This window comes from Streptomyces sp. NPDC001410 (genome assembly GCF_042895235.1).
Classification (GTDB): Bacteria; Actinomycetota; Actinomycetes; order Streptomycetales; family Streptomycetaceae; genus Streptomyces.
Map to the genome: position 1 here is coordinate 314,005 of NZ_JBIAWE010000011.1, position 17,002 is coordinate 331,006.

The 17,002-nt window shown below is 69.9% G+C and carries 13 protein-coding genes; 8 read left to right on the top strand and 5 right to left on the bottom strand.

The window, feature by feature from the left end:
* Nucleotides 1-9: 9 nt before the first annotated feature.
* On the top strand, nucleotides 10-471 hold the full coding sequence (locus tag ACFY3C_RS25650; RefSeq protein ID WP_390772376.1) for a MarR family winged helix-turn-helix transcriptional regulator: 462 nt from the start codon (nucleotides 10-12) through the stop codon (nucleotides 469-471).
* On the opposite strand, the gene ACFY3C_RS25655 is transcribed toward ACFY3C_RS25650, so the two are convergent.
* Both ACFY3C_RS25655 and ACFY3C_RS25660 read right to left on the bottom strand, forming a co-directional pair.
* Nucleotides 468-665 carry a hypothetical protein gene (locus ACFY3C_RS25655; protein ID WP_390772377.1) on the bottom strand — a complete coding sequence of 66 codons (198 nt, stop codon included), beginning with the start codon at nucleotides 663-665 and terminating at the stop codon, nucleotides 468-470. The two genes, ACFY3C_RS25650 and ACFY3C_RS25655, sit on opposite strands and share 4 nt — an antisense overlap.
* 30 nt (nucleotides 666-695) lie before the next feature.
* Nucleotides 696-1,760 carry a LacI family DNA-binding transcriptional regulator gene (locus tag ACFY3C_RS25660; RefSeq protein ID WP_390772378.1) on the bottom strand — a complete coding sequence of 355 codons (1,065 nt, stop codon included), beginning with the start codon at nucleotides 1,758-1,760 and terminating at the stop codon, nucleotides 696-698.
* Between the two features lie 371 nt (nucleotides 1,761-2,131).
* On the opposite strand from ACFY3C_RS25660, the gene ACFY3C_RS25665 reads away from it, so the two are divergent.
* From ACFY3C_RS25665 to ACFY3C_RS25675, 3 genes are read left to right on the top strand one after another with little or no spacing between them, the layout of a single operon-like run.
* Complete coding sequence (locus ACFY3C_RS25665) at nucleotides 2,132-3,325, top strand: cytochrome P450 (RefSeq protein ID WP_390772379.1); 1,194 nt, start codon at nucleotides 2,132-2,134, stop codon at nucleotides 3,323-3,325.
* A gap of 47 nt (nucleotides 3,326-3,372) precedes the next feature.
* The gene (locus ACFY3C_RS25670; RefSeq protein WP_390772380.1) at nucleotides 3,373-5,223 is read left to right on the top strand and encodes a cytochrome P450; all 1,851 of its coding nucleotides are present in this window, start codon (nucleotides 3,373-3,375) and stop codon (nucleotides 5,221-5,223) included.
* Nucleotides 5,220-5,903 (top strand): SDR family oxidoreductase, encoded by a 684-nt coding sequence (locus ACFY3C_RS25675; RefSeq protein WP_390772381.1) that lies wholly within the window; start codon nucleotides 5,220-5,222, stop codon nucleotides 5,901-5,903. Before ACFY3C_RS25670 ends, ACFY3C_RS25675 begins: the two co-directional genes overlap by 4 nt.
* A gap of 45 nt (nucleotides 5,904-5,948) precedes the next feature.
* Here ACFY3C_RS25675 and ACFY3C_RS25680 read toward each other — a convergent pair whose 3' ends face one another.
* The 3 genes from ACFY3C_RS25680 to ACFY3C_RS25690 are packed head-to-tail and all read right to left on the bottom strand — an operon-like array spanning nucleotide 5,949 to nucleotide 9,085.
* Nucleotides 5,949-6,854 carry a carbohydrate ABC transporter permease gene (locus ACFY3C_RS25680; RefSeq protein ID WP_390772382.1) on the bottom strand — a complete coding sequence of 302 codons (906 nt, stop codon included), beginning with the start codon at nucleotides 6,852-6,854 and terminating at the stop codon, nucleotides 5,949-5,951.
* Nucleotides 6,854-7,738, bottom strand: coding sequence for a carbohydrate ABC transporter permease (locus ACFY3C_RS25685; protein ID WP_390772383.1), 885 nt, complete (start codon nucleotides 7,736-7,738; stop codon nucleotides 6,854-6,856). Before ACFY3C_RS25685 ends, ACFY3C_RS25680 begins: the two co-directional genes overlap by 1 nt.
* 12 nt (nucleotides 7,739-7,750) lie before the next feature.
* Nucleotides 7,751-9,085 carry an ABC transporter substrate-binding protein gene (locus ACFY3C_RS25690; protein ID WP_390772384.1) on the bottom strand — a complete coding sequence of 445 codons (1,335 nt, stop codon included), beginning with the start codon at nucleotides 9,083-9,085 and terminating at the stop codon, nucleotides 7,751-7,753.
* 304 nt (nucleotides 9,086-9,389) lie between these two features.
* On the opposite strand from ACFY3C_RS25690, the gene ACFY3C_RS25695 reads away from it, so the two are divergent.
* From ACFY3C_RS25695 to ACFY3C_RS25710, 4 genes are all read left to right on the top strand, one after another.
* Nucleotides 9,390-10,913: a glycosyl hydrolase family 28 protein gene (locus tag ACFY3C_RS25695; protein WP_390772385.1), complete on the top strand. Its 1,524-nt coding sequence runs from the start codon at nucleotides 9,390-9,392 to the stop codon at nucleotides 10,911-10,913.
* Nucleotides 10,910-14,041: an alginate lyase family protein gene (locus ACFY3C_RS25700; RefSeq protein ID WP_390772386.1), complete on the top strand. Its 3,132-nt coding sequence runs from the start codon at nucleotides 10,910-10,912 to the stop codon at nucleotides 14,039-14,041. The genes ACFY3C_RS25695 and ACFY3C_RS25700 overlap by 4 nt, the downstream gene beginning before the upstream one ends.
* A 29-nt stretch (nucleotides 14,042-14,070) precedes the next feature.
* Entirely contained in the window at nucleotides 14,071-15,315 is a 1,245-nt protein-coding gene (locus ACFY3C_RS25705; protein WP_390772387.1) for an alginate lyase family protein, read from the top strand.
* A gap of 110 nt (nucleotides 15,316-15,425) precedes the next feature.
* Nucleotides 15,426-16,994, top strand: a complete 1,569-nt coding sequence (locus ACFY3C_RS25710; RefSeq protein WP_390772388.1) for a carboxylesterase/lipase family protein — start codon at nucleotides 15,426-15,428, stop codon at nucleotides 16,992-16,994.
* The last annotated feature ends 8 nt before the right edge of the window (nucleotides 16,995-17,002 follow it).

Genomic DNA, 17,002 nt, shown 5'->3' on the forward strand with positions numbered 1-17,002 from the left:
GCTGACGACATGCCGAAGAAGAAGCTCGCGCAGGCGGAGATGCCGGTGGCGGACCACGCCTTCTACGGGCTGGTCTGGGCCGGGACCGTCCTGACGGACCGCGTGGACCGCGCCCTGAGCAAGGCGCACGATCTTCCGGTCTCCTGGTTCGAGGTCCTGCTCTGGCTGGCCTCCAGCCCCGACCCCGTTCCGGCCTCCGTCCTGGGCAACAGCACCATGCTCAGCCGCAGCCAGGTCTCGCGCGTCGTCGACGCCCTCCAGAGCCGCGGTCTCGTCACCCGTACCCCCTCGGCCCGCGACGCCCGCTCCGTCGAGGTCTCGCTCACCCCCGAGGGCCATCGGCTCTTCGAGGCGGCCGACGCCACCCGCCGCGAGTGCCTCGCCCCCGTCTTCACGGACCTCCTGGACGAGGGAGACCTACAGGCGCTCAGCAGGGTGTGGAAGACGCTCAAGGCCAACAAGGACGCCTAGACGTCCGGGCGGCCGTTCTCGTCGAGCGCGACGTCCTCCTCGGGGTCGTGTTCGTCGCCGCCGGGCGCGGTCACGGTGGTGCGGTGCTGTGCGGGGGCGAGGGTGCGGTCGGCGGCCTGGGCGGTGCCGTAGGCGGTGACCAGGGCGACGGCGGCCGCGGCGAGGGCGGCCGCGGTGCGCGTGGTGGGATCCATGCCCGGTAAACAACCCTGGGTTCGGGGCGGTCACCGCGATCCGCCCGAACGGGCGGCGGGCGGCGCGGCCGTACTCGCCCGCCGCACCAGCCGGGTCGACAGTTCCGTCCGTGTCCCCTCCGGGCGCTCGCCCTGCATCATCCGTACCAGCAGTCGCAGCGCGGTCGCCGCCATCTCCGCGAGGGGCTGGCGGACGGTGGTGAGCGCCGGGGTGACCCAGCGGGCCTCGGGCAGGTCGTCGAAGCCGACCACGCTGACGTCGTCCGGCACCTTCAGCCCCCGCTCGGCCAGGGCGGTGTACACGCCGAGCGCCATCCGGTCCGAGCACACGAAGACCGCCGTCGGCGGCTGCGGCAGGTCCAGCAGTTCGTGCATGCGCAGGCGGGCGGTCGGCTCCTCGAAGCCGGCGTGCCGCACGTACTCGGCGCGGTGCCGTATCCCGGCCGAGGCGAGGGCCGAGCGGTAGCCCGCCACGCGGGCGCTGCTGCACATCTTGCGCCGCGGGCCGGCGATCACCGCGATCCGCTCGTGTCCGAGGGCCAGCAGATGCTCGGTCGCGCTCACCCCGCCCTGCCAGTTGGCGGCCCCCACCGACATCACTCCGGCTGGCGGCTCGTGCACGGGGTCGATCATCACGAACGGGATGCGGTGGTGGTCCAGCCAGGCGTACTGGGCCGGGGACAGCTCCGCCAGGTTGAACAGCACGCCCGAGGAGCCGCGCGCGGTCAGCTTGTCCAGCCAGTCGCGCTCGGGGCGGTCGCCCCGGGTGCGGTTCAGGCCCGCCGAGACCACCACCTCAAGGCCTGCCTCGTACGCCGCCTCCTCCACTCCATGCAGTACGGCACCCGACCAGGAGCTGTCGAGCGAGTGCACCACCAGGTCCACCAGGGCCGGCGTCTTCGTCGCGTCGAAGCGGGGTCTGCGCACGTACCCGAGCCGGTCGAGCGCCTCGGTGACCCGACGCCGGGTCTCCGGAGCCACATCGTCCCGTCCGTTGACGACCTTCGAAGCGGTCGGCACCGACACCCCCGCCTCACGGGCGACCACCGCCAGCGTCGGCCCGGCCACCACGCTCGCACTCCCCGCACGGACCATGGGGAACCCGCCTCTCCGACCCGCCCTTGGGCCACCGAAAGTTGCGACCAACGCTGCTTCCACCGCCCGCCCGCCGAGCGCGCAGAAAGCGCTTCCTACGATAGATGCGCGTCAACACGGCGTGAAGACATGGGAATTCGCGGGATGGCGGGCGGGGGGACTTTCGAAACTTCGAACAGGGTGGGGTGGTTGTGGTGCCGAGTTTGCGCTGCCGAAATCACGGAATCCCTGCTCAACGCAGTGACGGACGGCGGTGCATCACCCATTTGGAGTAATCCGATCGTGTGCCGAGTCGCACGTCACCCGTTCGGAGTGGTCAATGGGGAGGGCTGACACGAGACCTTCGCTCATCGCCCCGAGGGGTTGATGCCATGGGAATCATCGGTTCCATCGATGCTCTTGCGGATGTGCACACCGGCGACCCGTACCCCGTCTACGAACGACTGCGTGAGACCGAACCGGTGTACCGGTGCCGGAGCGGCACCTACCTCCTGACGCGTTACCCGGACTGTCGGCGCGTACTGACCGAACGCGAGCTGTTCCTCGCGCCGGGTGCTCACCGGCCGTCCAGGGGGACGGCCGGACCTGCCGCGCCGGTGCTGTCCCGCGTCATGAGCTCGCAGAATCCTCCCCGGCACACGAGAATGCGTGCGGCAGTGGCCCGACGGTTCGCCGAGCACGTGCGACGTCGGCAGCCGTGGCTCAGCAGCCTCTGCGACCACCTGCTCGAACCCGTGGTCGCACAGCTGCGTCACGGCGTCGCCGACCTGACCCCGATCGCCGAGGCCTTCCCCCGCGACACGATCATGCACATGCTGGGACTGCCCCGGACCGACCGAGAGCTGGTCTCGACGCTCGTCGCCGACATCTTTCCGACTTCGGGGCCGTTGCCCGCAGGAGAAGGCGGCGGCGCGGCGGCGATGCGACGGCTCACCGACTACCTCCAAGAGGAAGTGGCCCGCAGGCGCCGTGCACCCGGCGACGATCTGACGTCCGAACTCGTCCGTGTGCACACGGCCCGTCCCGAGGCCCTGCCGCACGACGAACTGGTCAGCATTCTCACGGGCCTCACGGTCGCCGGATTCCCGCAGATCGCTGCGGGAATCGAGACCGGAATCGTCCTGATGATCCGGCACCCCGAGCGTGCGGTCTTCCTGGACGACCCGGTCCGTGCCCGGATGTTCGTCGACGAGCTGCTCCGCTACGACGCACCGGTGCAGTTCACCCCCGCCCCGCGCGTTCCCGCCAGGACGGTGGTCATCGGCGGCGTGACGATACCGGCGGGCGCGCGGGTCTGGCCGGTGCTGGGCGCCGCCAACCGGGATCCCGCCGTGTACTCCCGGCCGGACGCGTTCCTGCCGGGACGCGGCGGGCCACGTCATCTGAGCTTCGGCGGAGGCGCCCACTACTGCCTCGGCGCCGAACTGGTGCACCTCGAGATTGCGATGCTGTTGCAGCGGCTTCGGCAGCGGCTCCCCGATCTCGCGCAGGCACAGCCTCCTGCCCAGAGGTACGGCCGGCTGCGCGGGTTCACGTCCCTGCCCGTCATGCGAACGGAGCGCTGATCGTGAGGAACCGCAGGAGTCCCGGCACATGCCCAGGCCCAGAGAGCATGCAGGTCTTCCTGGAGCGCACCGCCTGCTCCACGTTCCTCGACGCCGCACTCGTCGTCTACGAAGCGATCAGGCCGGGCTGCCCCTACCCGTGCTTCGGCGTGCTGGTCGGCCGTATGCACGATGGCAACGCCCGCATCGAGCGCGTCGAGTTCGGCCGCAACGTACGGGCCACCGACAGCGCGGCTCTGGGAGAGTTCGCGGAACGCATCGTCCCGTGCTTCGGGACGGCCTACGAGAACCCGCATCGCGGGTACTGGTGCGATTCCACCGACCTGCTGCGCATCCTGCGGGGCGCCGAGGCCGACGACCTGGACATCCTCGGGTCGATCCACCTCCACCCCGACTGGCACAACATCGACTCACCGGGCGGAGGGCCGCCGCTGAGTGAGCACCCGACGCGTATGGACACCTACGTGTTCGTGAACACGGGGTGGCCGGTCAACCTGATCTGCTACCTGGAGCGACGCAACTGCAGCATGTACCACTCATGGGGTGCGTGGACCCCGAACGCCGCCGACCCCTCGAATCCCCGTTGCGACGCGCTGCCGGTGCGCCTGGCCCTGCCCGCCCATGCTCGGGGCAACGGACGACCAGCGACCGCGCGGCATGCAGGTCTCGTGAACTCGGAGCAGGTCACCGATCTCATGGATCAGCAGAGTTATGTCGATGCCCCCCACGAGCTGCTCGCCGGCTGGCGGGACGAACGCCCCGTACAGCGCGTGATGTTCGCCGGCGCCCCGGTGTGGCTCGTCACGCGCCACGAGGACATCCGGACGGCGAGCAAGCATCCACGGCTGAGCAACGATCCGGGGCACGGCAACAAGACCGTCCGGTCCGCCCCGTGGGCCTTCGCCAACGAGACCTACACCGTCACACGCAACATGCTCCGCTCCGACCCCCCGGACCACACCAGACTGCGGGCCCTGGTGGCAGGTGAGTTCACCCCGGGCCGTATCGAGGCCCTGCGCCCCCGCATCCAGGAGATCACCGACGACCTCCTCGCCCCGGTCCTTCCGCTGGGGCGCCTGGACGTCATCACCGACTTCGCCAAGCGTCTGCCGCTCACCGTCATCTCCGAAGTGCTCGGCGTGCCGGCCGAAGGGCGCGACACCTTCGCGCGTCTGGCCGGCGTCTACGTCGAGATGAGCGAGGGCGACCACGACCGCATGCCCCGTGCCGCCTGCGAGATGCGGGACTACCTCATCGGACTGCTGAAGGAGAAGAGGGAAGCCACCGCCGGCGCCGACGACCTGCTGGGGCGCCTTCTCGCGGGCGAGCAACGGGAGGACGAGCTGATCGCCATGTCCTTCCTCCTCCTGGTGGCCGGCTTCGAGACGACCGCGAACCTCATCGGCAACGGCGTACTGGCCCTGCTGGAGCACCCCGGGCAACTGGCGACGCTCCGCGCACAGCCGCACCTCATGGGGCAGGCGATCGAGGAGATCCTCCGCTGGAACGGTCCCATCAAGATGGCGCCCGTCCTGCGGTTCACGACGGGCGAGGTGCAGATCGGAGACGTCACCGTTCCCGGTGACGGAGAGGCCGTACTGCTGTCCTACGGCGCCGGCAACCGCGATCCCGCCCGTTTCGCCGAACCCGACCGGTTCGACATCCGCCGCGACAGCCGGGGTCACCTCGCCTTCGGACACGGGATCCACCACTGCCTGGGCGCACCGCTCGGCAAGGCGGAAGCCACCATCGGGCTGCGCACCCTACTGGAACGCTGCGACGAACTGGCGCTCGCGACCGACCCCGGTGAACTGACCTGGGGGCACAGCCGGTTCATGCGAGGACTGACCAGCCTGCCGGTCACCTTCCGGCCCATCAAAGGAGGTGTCACACCATGACCACGCCACGACCGCGCGCCCTCGTGACCGGCGCCTCCCGGGGGATCGGCGCCGCCATCGCCCGTGCCCTCGCCCCCACACACGACGTGCTCCTCGGCGGCCGGGACGCCCGATTGCTGGAGGCGCTGGCCCACGAGCTGCCAGGAGACGCCGGCACCTGGGTGGCCGACCTCGCGGATCCCGGGGGACTCGCCCGGGCCACGACGGACATCGACCGACTGGACGTGCTCGTGCACAACGCAGCCGTCGCGGAACCCGGCACCATCGCCGACACCTCGCTCGACGCGTGGCAGCGCGTCTTCGCCGTCAACCTCTTCTCGGCCGCCGAACTCACCCGGCTGCTCCTGCCGCCCCTGCGCCGGGGCCGAGGACATGTGGTCCTGATCAACGCCGGATCCGGCCTCCGGATCAAGTCGCATCGCGGCGCCTACGCCGCCAGCAAGTACGCGCTGCGAGCGTTCGCAGAGACCCTGCAAGCCGAGGAGAGCCCCAACGGAGTTCGCGTGACGTCGATCCACCCGGGCCCGACAGACACCGACCTGCAACGCAGGGCGGCCGAACGGGCGGGCCGCGAGTACCGCCCGGAGCAGTTCCTGCGACCCGAGTCGGTGGCCGCCGTCGTACTCAACGCGGTACGGGCACCTGCGGACGCGACGGTGTCACGTACTGTCATCGACTGAGGCAGCTTGCCCTGCAGTGTCCTGACAACACGTTGCCGACGGCGGTCACTTGAGCGCCCCCAACGTCACCCCCGTCCGCCAATACCGCCGCATCCCCACCATCATCACCGCCATCGGCACGATCGACAGCAGCGCGCCCGTCAGTACCAGGCTCGTCAGGTCGACGCCGGACTCCAGGCGTTTGCCGGACCAGTTGTACAGGCCCAGGTTGAGGGTCCAGTTCTCCTCGCCGCGCAGGACGGTCAGGGGGAGGAAGAAGGCGTTCCAGGTGTTGACGAAGGCCAGGAGGAAGACCGTGGCGCCGCCGGTGGTCATCATGCGCAGGACGATGGTGAGGAAGATCCGCAGTTCGCCCGCGCCGTCGATGCGGGCCGCCTCCAGGATTTCGTACGGGACGGTGGACTCTGTGTAGACCTTGGCGAGGTAGACGCTGAACGGGTTGATCAGGCAGGGGATCAGCATGGCCCATGGGGTGTCCACCAGGCCGATCTTCGAGAACAGGAGGTAGAGGGGGAGCGTCAGCAGGGCGATCGGTACCAGGAACGAGCCCACCACGCACGCGAACACCGCGCCACGGCCCGGGAAGTCGAAGCGGGCCAGGCCGTAGCCGGTCGCGAGGGCGATGAGGGTGCCGCCGAGGGAGCCGACACCGGCGTACAGGAACGAGTTGGCCGTCCAGCGCAGGAAGATGCCGTGTTCGTAGGTGAACAGCTGGCGCAGGTTGTCCCACAGGTGCATCCCGGAGAACCACAGGCCGTTGCTCTGGTACAGGCCCGTACGGTCCTTGGTCGCGGCGACGAGCAGCCACCACACCGGGAACAGGCTGTACGCGCTTGCCAGGACCAGGCCGAGGAGCAGGAAACGCTGGCCGCCGCGGGAGCGGGAGGCGGGATCGGGGCGGGTGAGGCGGCGTACGGGGGACTTCTGTCGGCGTTCTTCGGTGAGCGTCATCAGTCGGCCTCCCGCGCGGTGAGCCGGTAGAAGAGGAAGGAGGCGACACCGAGGATCAGGGCGAGCAGCACCGAGAGGGCCGCCGCATAGTGGTAGTTGCCCGCGTTGAACGCCTGGTTGTAGATCACCATGATCGGCGTGAAGCTGTCGCCGACCGTTTGTGGCGTGACGTTCCGGAACAGGGCCGGCTCGTTGAAGATCTGCAGCATCTGGATGATCGACAGCATGCCGGTCAGCACCAACGCGCCGCGCACGTACGGCACTTTGATGCTCAGCGCGATCCGGCGTTCGGAGGCGCCGTCCAGCCGCGCCGCCTCGAACAGCTCGCGCGGCACGCCCTGCAGCGCCGAGTAGATGATCACCATGTTGTAGCCGATGCCGTGCCAGGTCAGCAGGTTGCCGATGGCCGGCCACACCATCGACGGCGCGAAGAAGTTCCAGGTCAGGCCGAGCAGCTTGCCCAGCGGGGTCAACGGGCCGACTTCCGGGCTGTACAGGTTGATCCACACGATGGCCGCGACCACCCCGGGGATCATGTACGGCATCAGCAGCAGGATCCGGAACCTGCCCGCCATACGCGAGGACAGCGCGTCCAGGAACAGCGCGAGGACCAGACTGACCAGCAGCATCACTGGGATCTGTATGCAGGCGAACAGCAGTACGCGCAGCACGGCGGATACGAACGCCGAATCGGTCAGGCCCTGACGGTAGTTGGCGAGTCCGGAGAACTCCTCGGTGGAGCCGCCGAGGCCCAGCCCGGACTGGTGCTCGCGGTAGAGCGACTGGTGGACCGCGTACCCGATCGGGATCAGGTACAGGCAGACGAAGCCGAGCTGGAAGGGCACGGTGAAGGCGGCGCCCTTCCAGCGCTGGGAGCGGACCATCGGCCTGTCGCCTCAGCCCTTGACGCTGATACCGCGGGACTTCAGATCGGCGACCGTCCACTGCTGCATGTGTGCGAGCAGGTCGGTGACCTTCTGCTGCTTGCTGACGACCTTCGCCCAGCCGCTCTGCAGCTCGGTGAACATCGCGGTCCAGTCCGGGCCGAACGTCCAGTCCGTGGTGACCGTGTTCAGGCTGTCGGTGACGATCTTCTTGGCGGGCTCGTAGTTGGCCCCGAGCAGCTTGGCCGAGATCGCCTCGTCGACGTAGGCGGCGCTGTCCTTCAGCGCGGGCATCACGCCGTTGCCGGTCGTCGGGCTCGCCATCGTCTTCACCGCGCCGGCGTCGGTGGACATCCACAACGCGGCCTCTGCGGCCTGCTTCTGGTGCGTGCACTGCTTGGTGACGAGGGTGACGCTGCCGGTCAGGTTGGTGCCGGCGGGGGTCTTCGCGGCCTCGCCGATGTAGGTCGGCCAGGGGGCGAGTGCCCACTTGCCGAAGGACTTGGTGAAGTTCTGCACCATGCCGGCCATCTGCCAGGTGGAGATCTGCCGGGTGGCGGTGCCGCCGTTGTCGTAGTTGCGCTGGACGGCCGCGTAATCGGCGAACGACAGCTTGGAGTCGAGGTCGTTGTCGATGATCTCCTGGATCACCTTGGCGGCCTTCAGGGTGCCCGGGTCCTGGAAGTCCACCTTCCAGGAGTTGCCCTCGATGCCGTACCAGTGGGCGCCGGCCTGCATGGCGAGCACCTCCAGCGTGCTGGGGTCCTCACCCGCGTAGTTGGTGATCTTCACGCCGTGCTTCTTCAGCACCTTGCCGGCCGCGATGAACTCGTCCCAGGTGGTGGGCGGCTCGATCCCGTACTTGGTGAAGAGGTCCGTGCGGTAGATCGTGAAGTTCGGGGCTGAACTGGTGGGGACGCCGTAGAGCTTGCCCTGCACCTGTGCGGCCGCCCAGGAGCCGGAGTTGAACTTGTCCCGCGCCGTGCCCACATACGGGGTGATGTCGGCCAGGGCTCCCTGCGAGACCCAACTGGTCACGTATTCGGCGGTGTTCTGCACCAGACAGGGTGCGTTGCCCGCCTTCACCGCGTTGGTCAGCTGCTTCTGCATCGTCAGCTGGTCGGTGACCTTCGTGTACTTGAGCTTGACGTCCTTGTGGGCGGCGTTGAACGCCTCGACCACGGCGTCCTGGCCGTTGGCCCAGCCCCAGAAGGGCAGGGTGACCGGGCCGTCGGCCGATGCGGAGTCGCCGGAACCGGATCCGCCGCAGGCGGAGAGCAGACCTGTCAGTGCGAGGCCCGCGACGGTGGCGCTGAGGAACCTTCTTCGGGGGCTGGTGGAGTTCATCTGACCGTGTTCCTTCGGAAGTTGGCGCTCCAGTGATTTAGAAACCGGTTTCCACGGGACAGTAGGATGGCCGAGCGGCTCCCAGCAAGGGGTATGAAGCCGATTCTTTCGGTGTACGGCCGGTCGAACGGCCCGTCAGTAGCAACCGGTACGCATGAGCAACCGGTTGCCGTCGAGCAGTCGCCGAACGGTTTTCGAAAGTCCGCCCTCCCCCTTGACGCACCCTCGGGCCAGGAAGAAGCTCCCCTCACCGTTCATAGCAACCGGTTGCTCCCCATGGTTGCGCTCACCGCAGGAGCTGCTCATGAACCCTTCCCTGTCCCGCCGTACCGCCCTCCAGGCAGCGGGAGCCACCGCGCTCGCCACAGGCCTGGCCGGACTGACGGCCCCGGCCGCCCGGGCCGGCGACGACAACTCCCCGCCCAAACTGGTCACTTATCCCCGCCCGGCCGCCATGCCGACCAACGCCACCTTCAAGGTGCGGGTGCGCAGCGCCCCCGACGGCGACTGGCAGACCCTGGACATCTGGCGGCCCCAGCTGGAGGAGGTCAACCCCACCACCGGCTCCGGCAAGGTCTACAACACCTCGATGGTGTACTTCGACTTCCAGGGCACCGTCGAGATCGAGGTCACCTACCTCAAGGGCGGCACCACCAAGGCCCGGGTGAGACCGGACGCGCTCGGCATCTCACCCGAACTCCTCGGCGACACCCTGCGGTTCACCCTCGACGCGCCGAAGGACGTCGTCGTCCAGATCAACGACGAGATCTTCGACTGCCTGCACGTCATCACCAACCACGTCGAGCGGCAACCGCCCTCCGCCGACGACCCCGACGTCCTCTACTTCGGCCCCGGCGTGCACACCGTCACCGGCGGCGTCCTCACCGTGCCCAGCGGCAAGACCGTCCACCTGGCCGGGGGAGCGGTACTGACCGCACAGGTCTACTTCAAGAACGTCGAGAAAGCCTGCCTGAAGGGCCACGGCATCCTGTACGCCAACCCCGGCGGCGCCATCCTCTGCGAGGGCAGCACCAACATCCGGATCGAGGACGTCATCATCCTCAACCCGGCCGGCTACGCAGGCACCTTCGGCGAGAGCCACAACGTCCATGTCAGAAAGGCCCGTTCGTTCAGCTCCAAGGGCAACGGCGACGGCTTCGACGTCTTCTCCTCGACCGGTGTCCTCTTCGACGGCTGCTTCATGCGCAACTCCGACGACTGCTTCGCCATCTACGCCCACCGCTGGAACTACTACGGCGACACCCGCGACATCACCATCCAGAACTGCACCCTGTGGGCCGACGTCGCCCACCCCGTCAACGTCGGCACCCATGGCAACACCGACGCACCCGAGACCATCGAGAACCTCGTCCTCAGGAACCTCGACATCCTCGACCACCGCGAACCCCAGATGGGCTACCAGGGTTGCATCGCCCTCAACCCCGGCGACTCCAACCTCATCAGGAACGTCCGCATCGAGGACGTACGGATCGAGGACTTCCGCCGGGGCCAGGTCATCCATCTGCGGGTCATGTACAACACGAAGTACAACACCTCGGTCGGCCGCGGCATCGAGGACGTGTACGTCAAGAACCTCACCTACACCGGCACCCACGCCAACCCGTCGCTCCTCCTCGGCTACGACGCCGACCACGCCATCAGGAACGTCACCTTCGAGAACCTGGTGATCAACGGCACGGTCGTCGCGGACTCGATGAAGAAGCCGAAGTGGTACCAGACCACCGACGCCGTCCAGTGGTTCGCCAACGAGCACGTGCTCAACCTGCGCTTCCTCACCACCGCCGAGGCGGAGGCGGCCGCCCGGTGAGCCCGATCAGCCGACGGGGCCTGCTGAGGACGTCGGGGGCGGTGCTGCTCGCGGCGGGCGCGAACACGCTGTTCGTGCCCGGAGCCCGGGCCGGCACGGGCGGGGAGGGCACGGACGGGGAGGGGCGGTCGCAGCGGTTCGCCCACCCCGGCATCCTGCACACGGCCGACGATCTCTCCCGTATGCGGTCGGCGGTCGCCGGCCGGCACTCGCCCGTGTACGACGGCTACCTCGCCCTCGCCTCCCACCCCCGCTCGCAGACCGCGTACACCATCCAGAACTCTGGCCAGATCACCTCCTGGGGCCGGGGCCCCGCGAACTACATGAACCAGGCCGTCGCCGACTCGGCCGCCGCCTACCAGAACGCCCTGCTGTGGGCCGTCACCGGCGAGAGCGCACACGCCGACAAGGCCCGGGACATCCTCAACGCCTGGTCGGCATCGCTGCAGATCATCACCGGCGCCGACGGCCCCCTCGGCGCGGGCCTGCAGGCCTTCAAGTTCGCGGGCGCGGCCGAACTGCTCCGGCACACCGGCTACGACGGCTGGACGGACACCGACATCGCCCGCTGCGAACGCTCCTTCCTCGACGTCTGGTATCCGGCCGTCTCCGGCTACATGGTCTACGCCAACGGCAACTGGGACCTCACGGCCGCCCAGACCGTCCTGGCCATCGGCGTGTTCTGCGAGGAACCCACCCTGTTCGAGGACGCCCTTAGCTATGCGGCGGCCGGCGCAGGCAACGGCAGCGTCCGCCACCGCATCGTCACCGACGCGGGCCAGGGCCAGGAGTCCGGCCGCGACCAGGGCCATGAACAGCTCGCCGTCGGTCTCCTGGGCGACATCGCCCAGACCGCCTGGAACCAGGGCGTCGACCTGTGGGGCCACGACGGCCACCGCATCCTCGCCGGCGCCGAGTACGCCGCCCGCTACAACCTCGGCGGCGACGTCCCCTTCACCCCCGACCTCGACCGCACCGGCAAGTACATCAAGAAGACCGTCTCGGCGACCGGCCGCGGAAACCTGCCGCCGATCTACGAGATGTACTACGCCCACTACGCAGGAGTCCGCGGCCTGGACGCCCCCTCGACCAAGGCCGCCGTCTTCCGCGGACCCTCGGGCACCCGGGTCGTCGAGGGCAGCAACGACGACCTGCCCAGCTGGGGCACCTTCGCCTACGCCGGCGCCACCGCCCCCGCACCGAGCGCGCCCTCGGCACCGGCCGGCATCACCGCCCTGGGCGACGACCACGCGGTCACCGTGTCCTGGCTCCCCTCCGCCGGAGCCACCGCCTACCGCGTACGACGCGCCGAGCACCCGGACGGGCCGTACGAGGAGATCGCCGCCGGACTCACCGAGCCGACGTACAGCGACGCCGGCGTACACGCCGGGCAGACGTACCACTACACCGTCGACGCGACCAACTCACTCGGAAAAAGTGGTACTTCGGCGGTCGTCCCGGCCGCCGCCGGGCTGCCCGCGCCCTGGTTCACCCAGGACATCGGGGACGTACGGCTCCCGGGGGCGGCGCACTTCGACGGCGAGCGGTTCGTGCTGGAGGCGAGCGGCACCGCCGACACCTACCGGCTGGTCCACCTCCCGCTGCACGGCGACGGCACCGTCACCGCGCGGATCGTGTGGCCGCTCAGCTCCCAGTACTCCAAGATCGGCGTCACCCTGCGCGCGGGCACCGACCCGGCGGCGGCGCACGCCTCCATGCTGATCCAGGGCCTGCCGCTGCACACCTGGAGCGGGGTGTGGACCGTACGCCCGCGGGACGGCGGGGAGGTGTCGGCGACCGGCAGCACTCCCGTGCCACCCAGCCAGCAGCAGGCGATCACCACCGGCGCGGCCTTTCCGATCTCCGGCCTGGGTGCGCTGCCCGAGTCGGCGACCCCGTTGGAGGCCCCGTACGTCGAGGGTGCGGGTGATGGATACCGGATGCGGGCGCCGTACTGGGTGCGGCTGACCCGCGAGGGCGACCGCTGCAGCGGGGCGATCTCGGCGGACGGTGTGCACTGGACCGAGGTGGGGACGACGGTGTGCGAGCTGCCGCGCGTCGCCTACGCCGGTCTCGTCCTCACCTCCTGTCTCGGTGTTGACGAGGAGTACGCAGAGACCGGCACCGGCGCCTTCGACAACGTCAGCGTGACCTCGGGCGAGCGCACCGTCTATCGCGTCCCGCGCCCCGCCCGCACCGCCACCGACCTGCGCGCGACCACGAGCGCCGCCGGAGTGGACCTGGCCTGGACCGACCCCGATCCCGCGGCCCGCTACACCGTCCTGCGCTCGACCCGGACCCACGGCCCCTACGCCACCCTCGCCACCGGCGTCGGCGCGGTGGGCTTCGGCACCCGCATCCGGTACACGGACGCGAGCGGAACCCCCGGGACGGCGTACCACTACGCCGTCACCAAGACCAACTGCGCCGGACGCGGCCCCCGTTCGGCATGCGTGCGTTCCGTGATGCCCACCATCGGCGCACCCGAGATCGCTCCGGCCCCCACGGCCACCTCGGCCCTGCCCGCGCCCTGGACCAGCGGCGACCTCGGTGACGTGGTCCGGGACCGTCGGGCCTTCGGGACGCTCGGCGTGGTCGCCGTGCTCACCCTGGGCGATGCCGCCCACACCGACGGTACCTTCACCGTGCGCGGCGCGGGCAGCGACCTCAACGTCAACTCGCAGGGGATGACCGGGCAGTTCGTGCGACGGCCCGTCAGTGGGGACGCCGAGATCACCGCGCGGCTCGTCGCCCGCTCCGGGGCCGGTGCCGACCGGGTCGGGCTGCTCATCGCCAAGTCCCTCTCGCCGTTCGACCAGGCGGCCGGGCTGATCGTCACCGGCGGCGGCAGCGCCCAGCTCATGCTGCGGCCCACCGTCGCCGGAGCCTCCGCCTTCACCGGCACCACTCCCGTCCAACTCCCCTTGCTCCTGCGACTGAAGCGCACCGGAACCGCCTTCGCCGCGGCCGTCTCCACCGATGACGGCGTCACCTGGACCCCGCTCGCCACCGGGTCGATCCCGTCCTTCGGTGACGCCCCCTATTACGTGGGTCTCGTGGTGTGCTCCCGCACCCCGCAGGCCCTCGCCACCGCGCAATTCGAAGAGGTGAGCATCACGCCCACCTGATCTCCCCCCACCCAAGGAGAACGATCGCGATGAGCCGCCGCGAGCAACACCACCCCCACACCATCGAGTTGAGCCGCCGCGGTCTGCTGAAGACCACCGGCGGGCTCGCCGCCGCCCTCGCCGTCGGCTCCGCGTCCGCCGCCCCCACGGCGGACGCGGCACCGGCGAGCTTCACCCACCCCGGCATGCTGCACAACTGGGGTGACATCAACCGGGCCAAGGTCAGGATCGCCGCCGGCACCGACCCCTGGCTGTCCGGCTGGAAGAAGCTCACCGCCAACTCCCACGCCCAATCCACCTGGAACCCCAACCCCCAGGCCACGATCGTCCGCGGCGGCACGGGCGAGAACTACGGCATCCTCTACAACGACATCGCCGCCGCCTACCAGAACGCCCTGCGCTGGAACGTGGCCGGCACCTCCGCGCACGGCGACTGCGCCGTACGGATCCTCAACGCCTGGGCGGCCACCCTCACCACCGTCACCGGCAACGCCGACCGCTTCCTCGCCGCGGGCATCTACGGCTGGCAGCTCGCCAACGCCGCCGAACTCGTCCGCGACCACGCCGACTTCGACCTCGCCGCCTTCCAGGACCTGATGGTCAGGGTCTTCCACCCGCTCAACAACCAGTTCCTGACCGGCCACAACGACGCCTGCATCACCAACTACTGGGCCAACTGGGACCTGTGCAACATGGCCTCGATCATGGCCATCGGCATCCTCACCGACAACGCCGCCAAGTACGACCAGGCCGTCACGTACTTCAAGTCCGGCGCCGGCAACGGCTCCATCGAGCACGCCGTGCCCTACCTGTACACCGACGCCGCCGGCTACGCCCTCGGCCAGTGGCAGGAGTCCGGCCGCGACCAGGCCCACAGCATCATGGGCATGGGCCAGCTCGGTGCCCTCTGCGAGATGGCCTGGAACCAGGGCGACGACCTGTACTCCTACGACGACCGACGCTTCATGAAGGCCGCCCAGTACGTGGCCAAGTACAACCTCGGCCAGGACGTCCCGTACACCACCTACACCTGGGGCAGTGGCCAGAACTGCGCCCAGCAGTCCCGGACCGCCGTCTCCGCCGCCTCCCGCGGCCAGGTCCGGCCGGTGTGGGCGATGCTCCACTACCACTACAACCGGCGCCTCCACCTGGACGACCGGCACATCGCTCAAATGTGCTACTCGGTGGCCCCCGAGGGCGGAGGCGGCGACTACGGCTCCACCTCCGGCGGATACGACCAGCTCGGGTTCGGCACCCTCATGTACGCCAAATAGGCCGACGTAGCCCGAACGGCCCAGCGCAGGGTCCGTGCACCGGAATACATCCGGGCGATGTGGTGCTCTGAAGTGAACGGTGCACGAGCACGGCGAAGGGCTGGTGGGCGATGACGGCAGACCAGGCGGGCCCCGTGGTCACCACGCCCCACGGGGCCGTACGCGGCCGGTACGAGCACGGTGTCGCGGTGTTCCGGGGCATCCCGTACGCCGCCCCGCCCTTCGGCCCCCGGCGGTTCAGGCCGCCCGAGCCGCCCGAGCCCTGGAACGGGACACGCGACGCCGGAGCCTTCGGGCCGACGGCGCCGAAACCCCCGTACTCCGAAGCCTTCGCCCGGTACCTGTCGGACCCGGTCATCCCCGGCGACGACTGCCTCAACCTCAACGTGTGGACCCCCGAGCCGGGCCCCGGCGCCCGGCTCCCGGTCCTGGTCTGGCTGCACGGCGGCGCACTGACCAGGGGATCCTCGGCGGTGCCCGTGTACGACGGCCGTACCTTCGCCCGCGACGGAGTCGTCTGCGTCTCGGTCAACTACCGGCTGGGCGTCGAGGGCTACGGTCTGTTCCCTGACGCGCCGCCCAACCCCGGCCTGCGCGACCAGCTCGCCGCCCTGCGCTGGGTGCACGAGACCATCGCGGCCTTCGGCGGCGACCCCGGCAACGTGACCCTCTGCGGGCAGTCGGCCGGCGCCATCAGCGTCGGAGCCCTGATCGCCGCACCCCAGACCCAGGGCCTGATACGCCGGGCGGTCCTGCAGAGCGGGCCGCCGGAAGCCTCCGAACGCGACAAGGTACGGCGCATGGTGCGCCGCATGGCGACCCGGCTGAAGGTCTCCGCCACCGCCGAGGCCTTCGCCACCGTCGACCGCGACCTGCTGCTGCGCACCCAGGCCGAGGTGGGGCGGCTGAGCAGCCCCGTCCTGGGCGGCCCCGCCTTCGGCATCGTCGTCGACGGCGACCTGGTGCCCGGCGATCCGCTCCAGGCCCTCATCGACGGCGAGGCCGCCCGGGGCGTCGACCTCCTCATGGGCTGGACCCGGGACGAGTACCGGCTGTGGCTGGTGCCCGGCGGACTCCTGGAGCGCGTCGACCGGCTCGGCCCCGTCGCCCTGGCCGGTGCCATGGCCCGCTGCCACGTCGGCCACGATGTCCCGCGCGGCTACCGCACCCTGCACCCCGACGCCGGCACCTCCGAGATCGTCGGCCAGATGGTCACCGACCACCTGCTGCGCGTCCCGCTGCGCCGGCTGGCCGACGCCCGCCCCGGCACCTCGTACCTCTACGAGTTCGCCTGGCCGTCCCGCCTCCCCGGCCTCGCCGCCTGCCACGCCCTGGAACTCGGGTTCGTCTTCGACACCGGCGACGTCCCGGAGTCCGCCAGGCTGGCCGGCGAGGGGGCCCCGCCGGAGCTGTCCACCGCGATGCACGCGGCCTGGGTACGGTTCGCCACGACCGGGGATCCGGGCTGGCGGCCCTGGGACGCCTCCCATCCGGTACGGATCTTCGACGACGGTGACCCGCACACCGTGTACGGTCTCCGGGATCCGGAACTCGCCCTCTGGGCGACCGCCCCCACGGTCCCGGAACCGGCCCCCGCCTCCGACGCCCGGGCCACCGGAGCCGAACTCGCCTCCGCGGTACGGCGGTTGCGCCGCTCGGTGGGGGCACGGCGCCGCTGAGAGGTACG

What these genes read in the sequence shown, in the direction of transcription:
- ACFY3C_RS25650 (WP_390772376.1), top strand. Translation starts at nt 10, where the DNA reads ATGCCGAAGAAGAAGCTCGCGCAGGCGGAGATGCCGGTGGCGGACCAC.
- ACFY3C_RS25655 (WP_390772377.1), bottom strand. Translation starts at nt 665, where the DNA reads ATGGATCCCACCACGCGCACCGCGGCCGCCCTCGCCGCGGCCGCCGTC.
- ACFY3C_RS25660 (WP_390772378.1), bottom strand. Translation starts at nt 1,760, where the DNA reads ATGGTCCGTGCGGGGAGTGCGAGCGTGGTGGCCGGGCCGACGCTGGCG.
- ACFY3C_RS25665 (WP_390772379.1), top strand. Translation starts at nt 2,132, where the DNA reads ATGGGAATCATCGGTTCCATCGATGCTCTTGCGGATGTGCACACCGGC.
- ACFY3C_RS25670 (WP_390772380.1), top strand. Translation starts at nt 3,373, where the DNA reads ATGCAGGTCTTCCTGGAGCGCACCGCCTGCTCCACGTTCCTCGACGCC.
- ACFY3C_RS25675 (WP_390772381.1), top strand. Translation starts at nt 5,220, where the DNA reads ATGACCACGCCACGACCGCGCGCCCTCGTGACCGGCGCCTCCCGGGGG.
- ACFY3C_RS25680 (WP_390772382.1), bottom strand. Translation starts at nt 6,854, where the DNA reads ATGACGCTCACCGAAGAACGCCGACAGAAGTCCCCCGTACGCCGCCTC.
- ACFY3C_RS25685 (WP_390772383.1), bottom strand. Translation starts at nt 7,738, where the DNA reads ATGGTCCGCTCCCAGCGCTGGAAGGGCGCCGCCTTCACCGTGCCCTTC.
- ACFY3C_RS25690 (WP_390772384.1), bottom strand. Translation starts at nt 9,085, where the DNA reads ATGAACTCCACCAGCCCCCGAAGAAGGTTCCTCAGCGCCACCGTCGCG.
- ACFY3C_RS25695 (WP_390772385.1), top strand. Translation starts at nt 9,390, where the DNA reads ATGAACCCTTCCCTGTCCCGCCGTACCGCCCTCCAGGCAGCGGGAGCC.
- ACFY3C_RS25705 (WP_390772387.1), top strand. Translation starts at nt 14,071, where the DNA reads ATGAGCCGCCGCGAGCAACACCACCCCCACACCATCGAGTTGAGCCGC.
- ACFY3C_RS25710 (WP_390772388.1), top strand. Translation starts at nt 15,426, where the DNA reads ATGACGGCAGACCAGGCGGGCCCCGTGGTCACCACGCCCCACGGGGCC.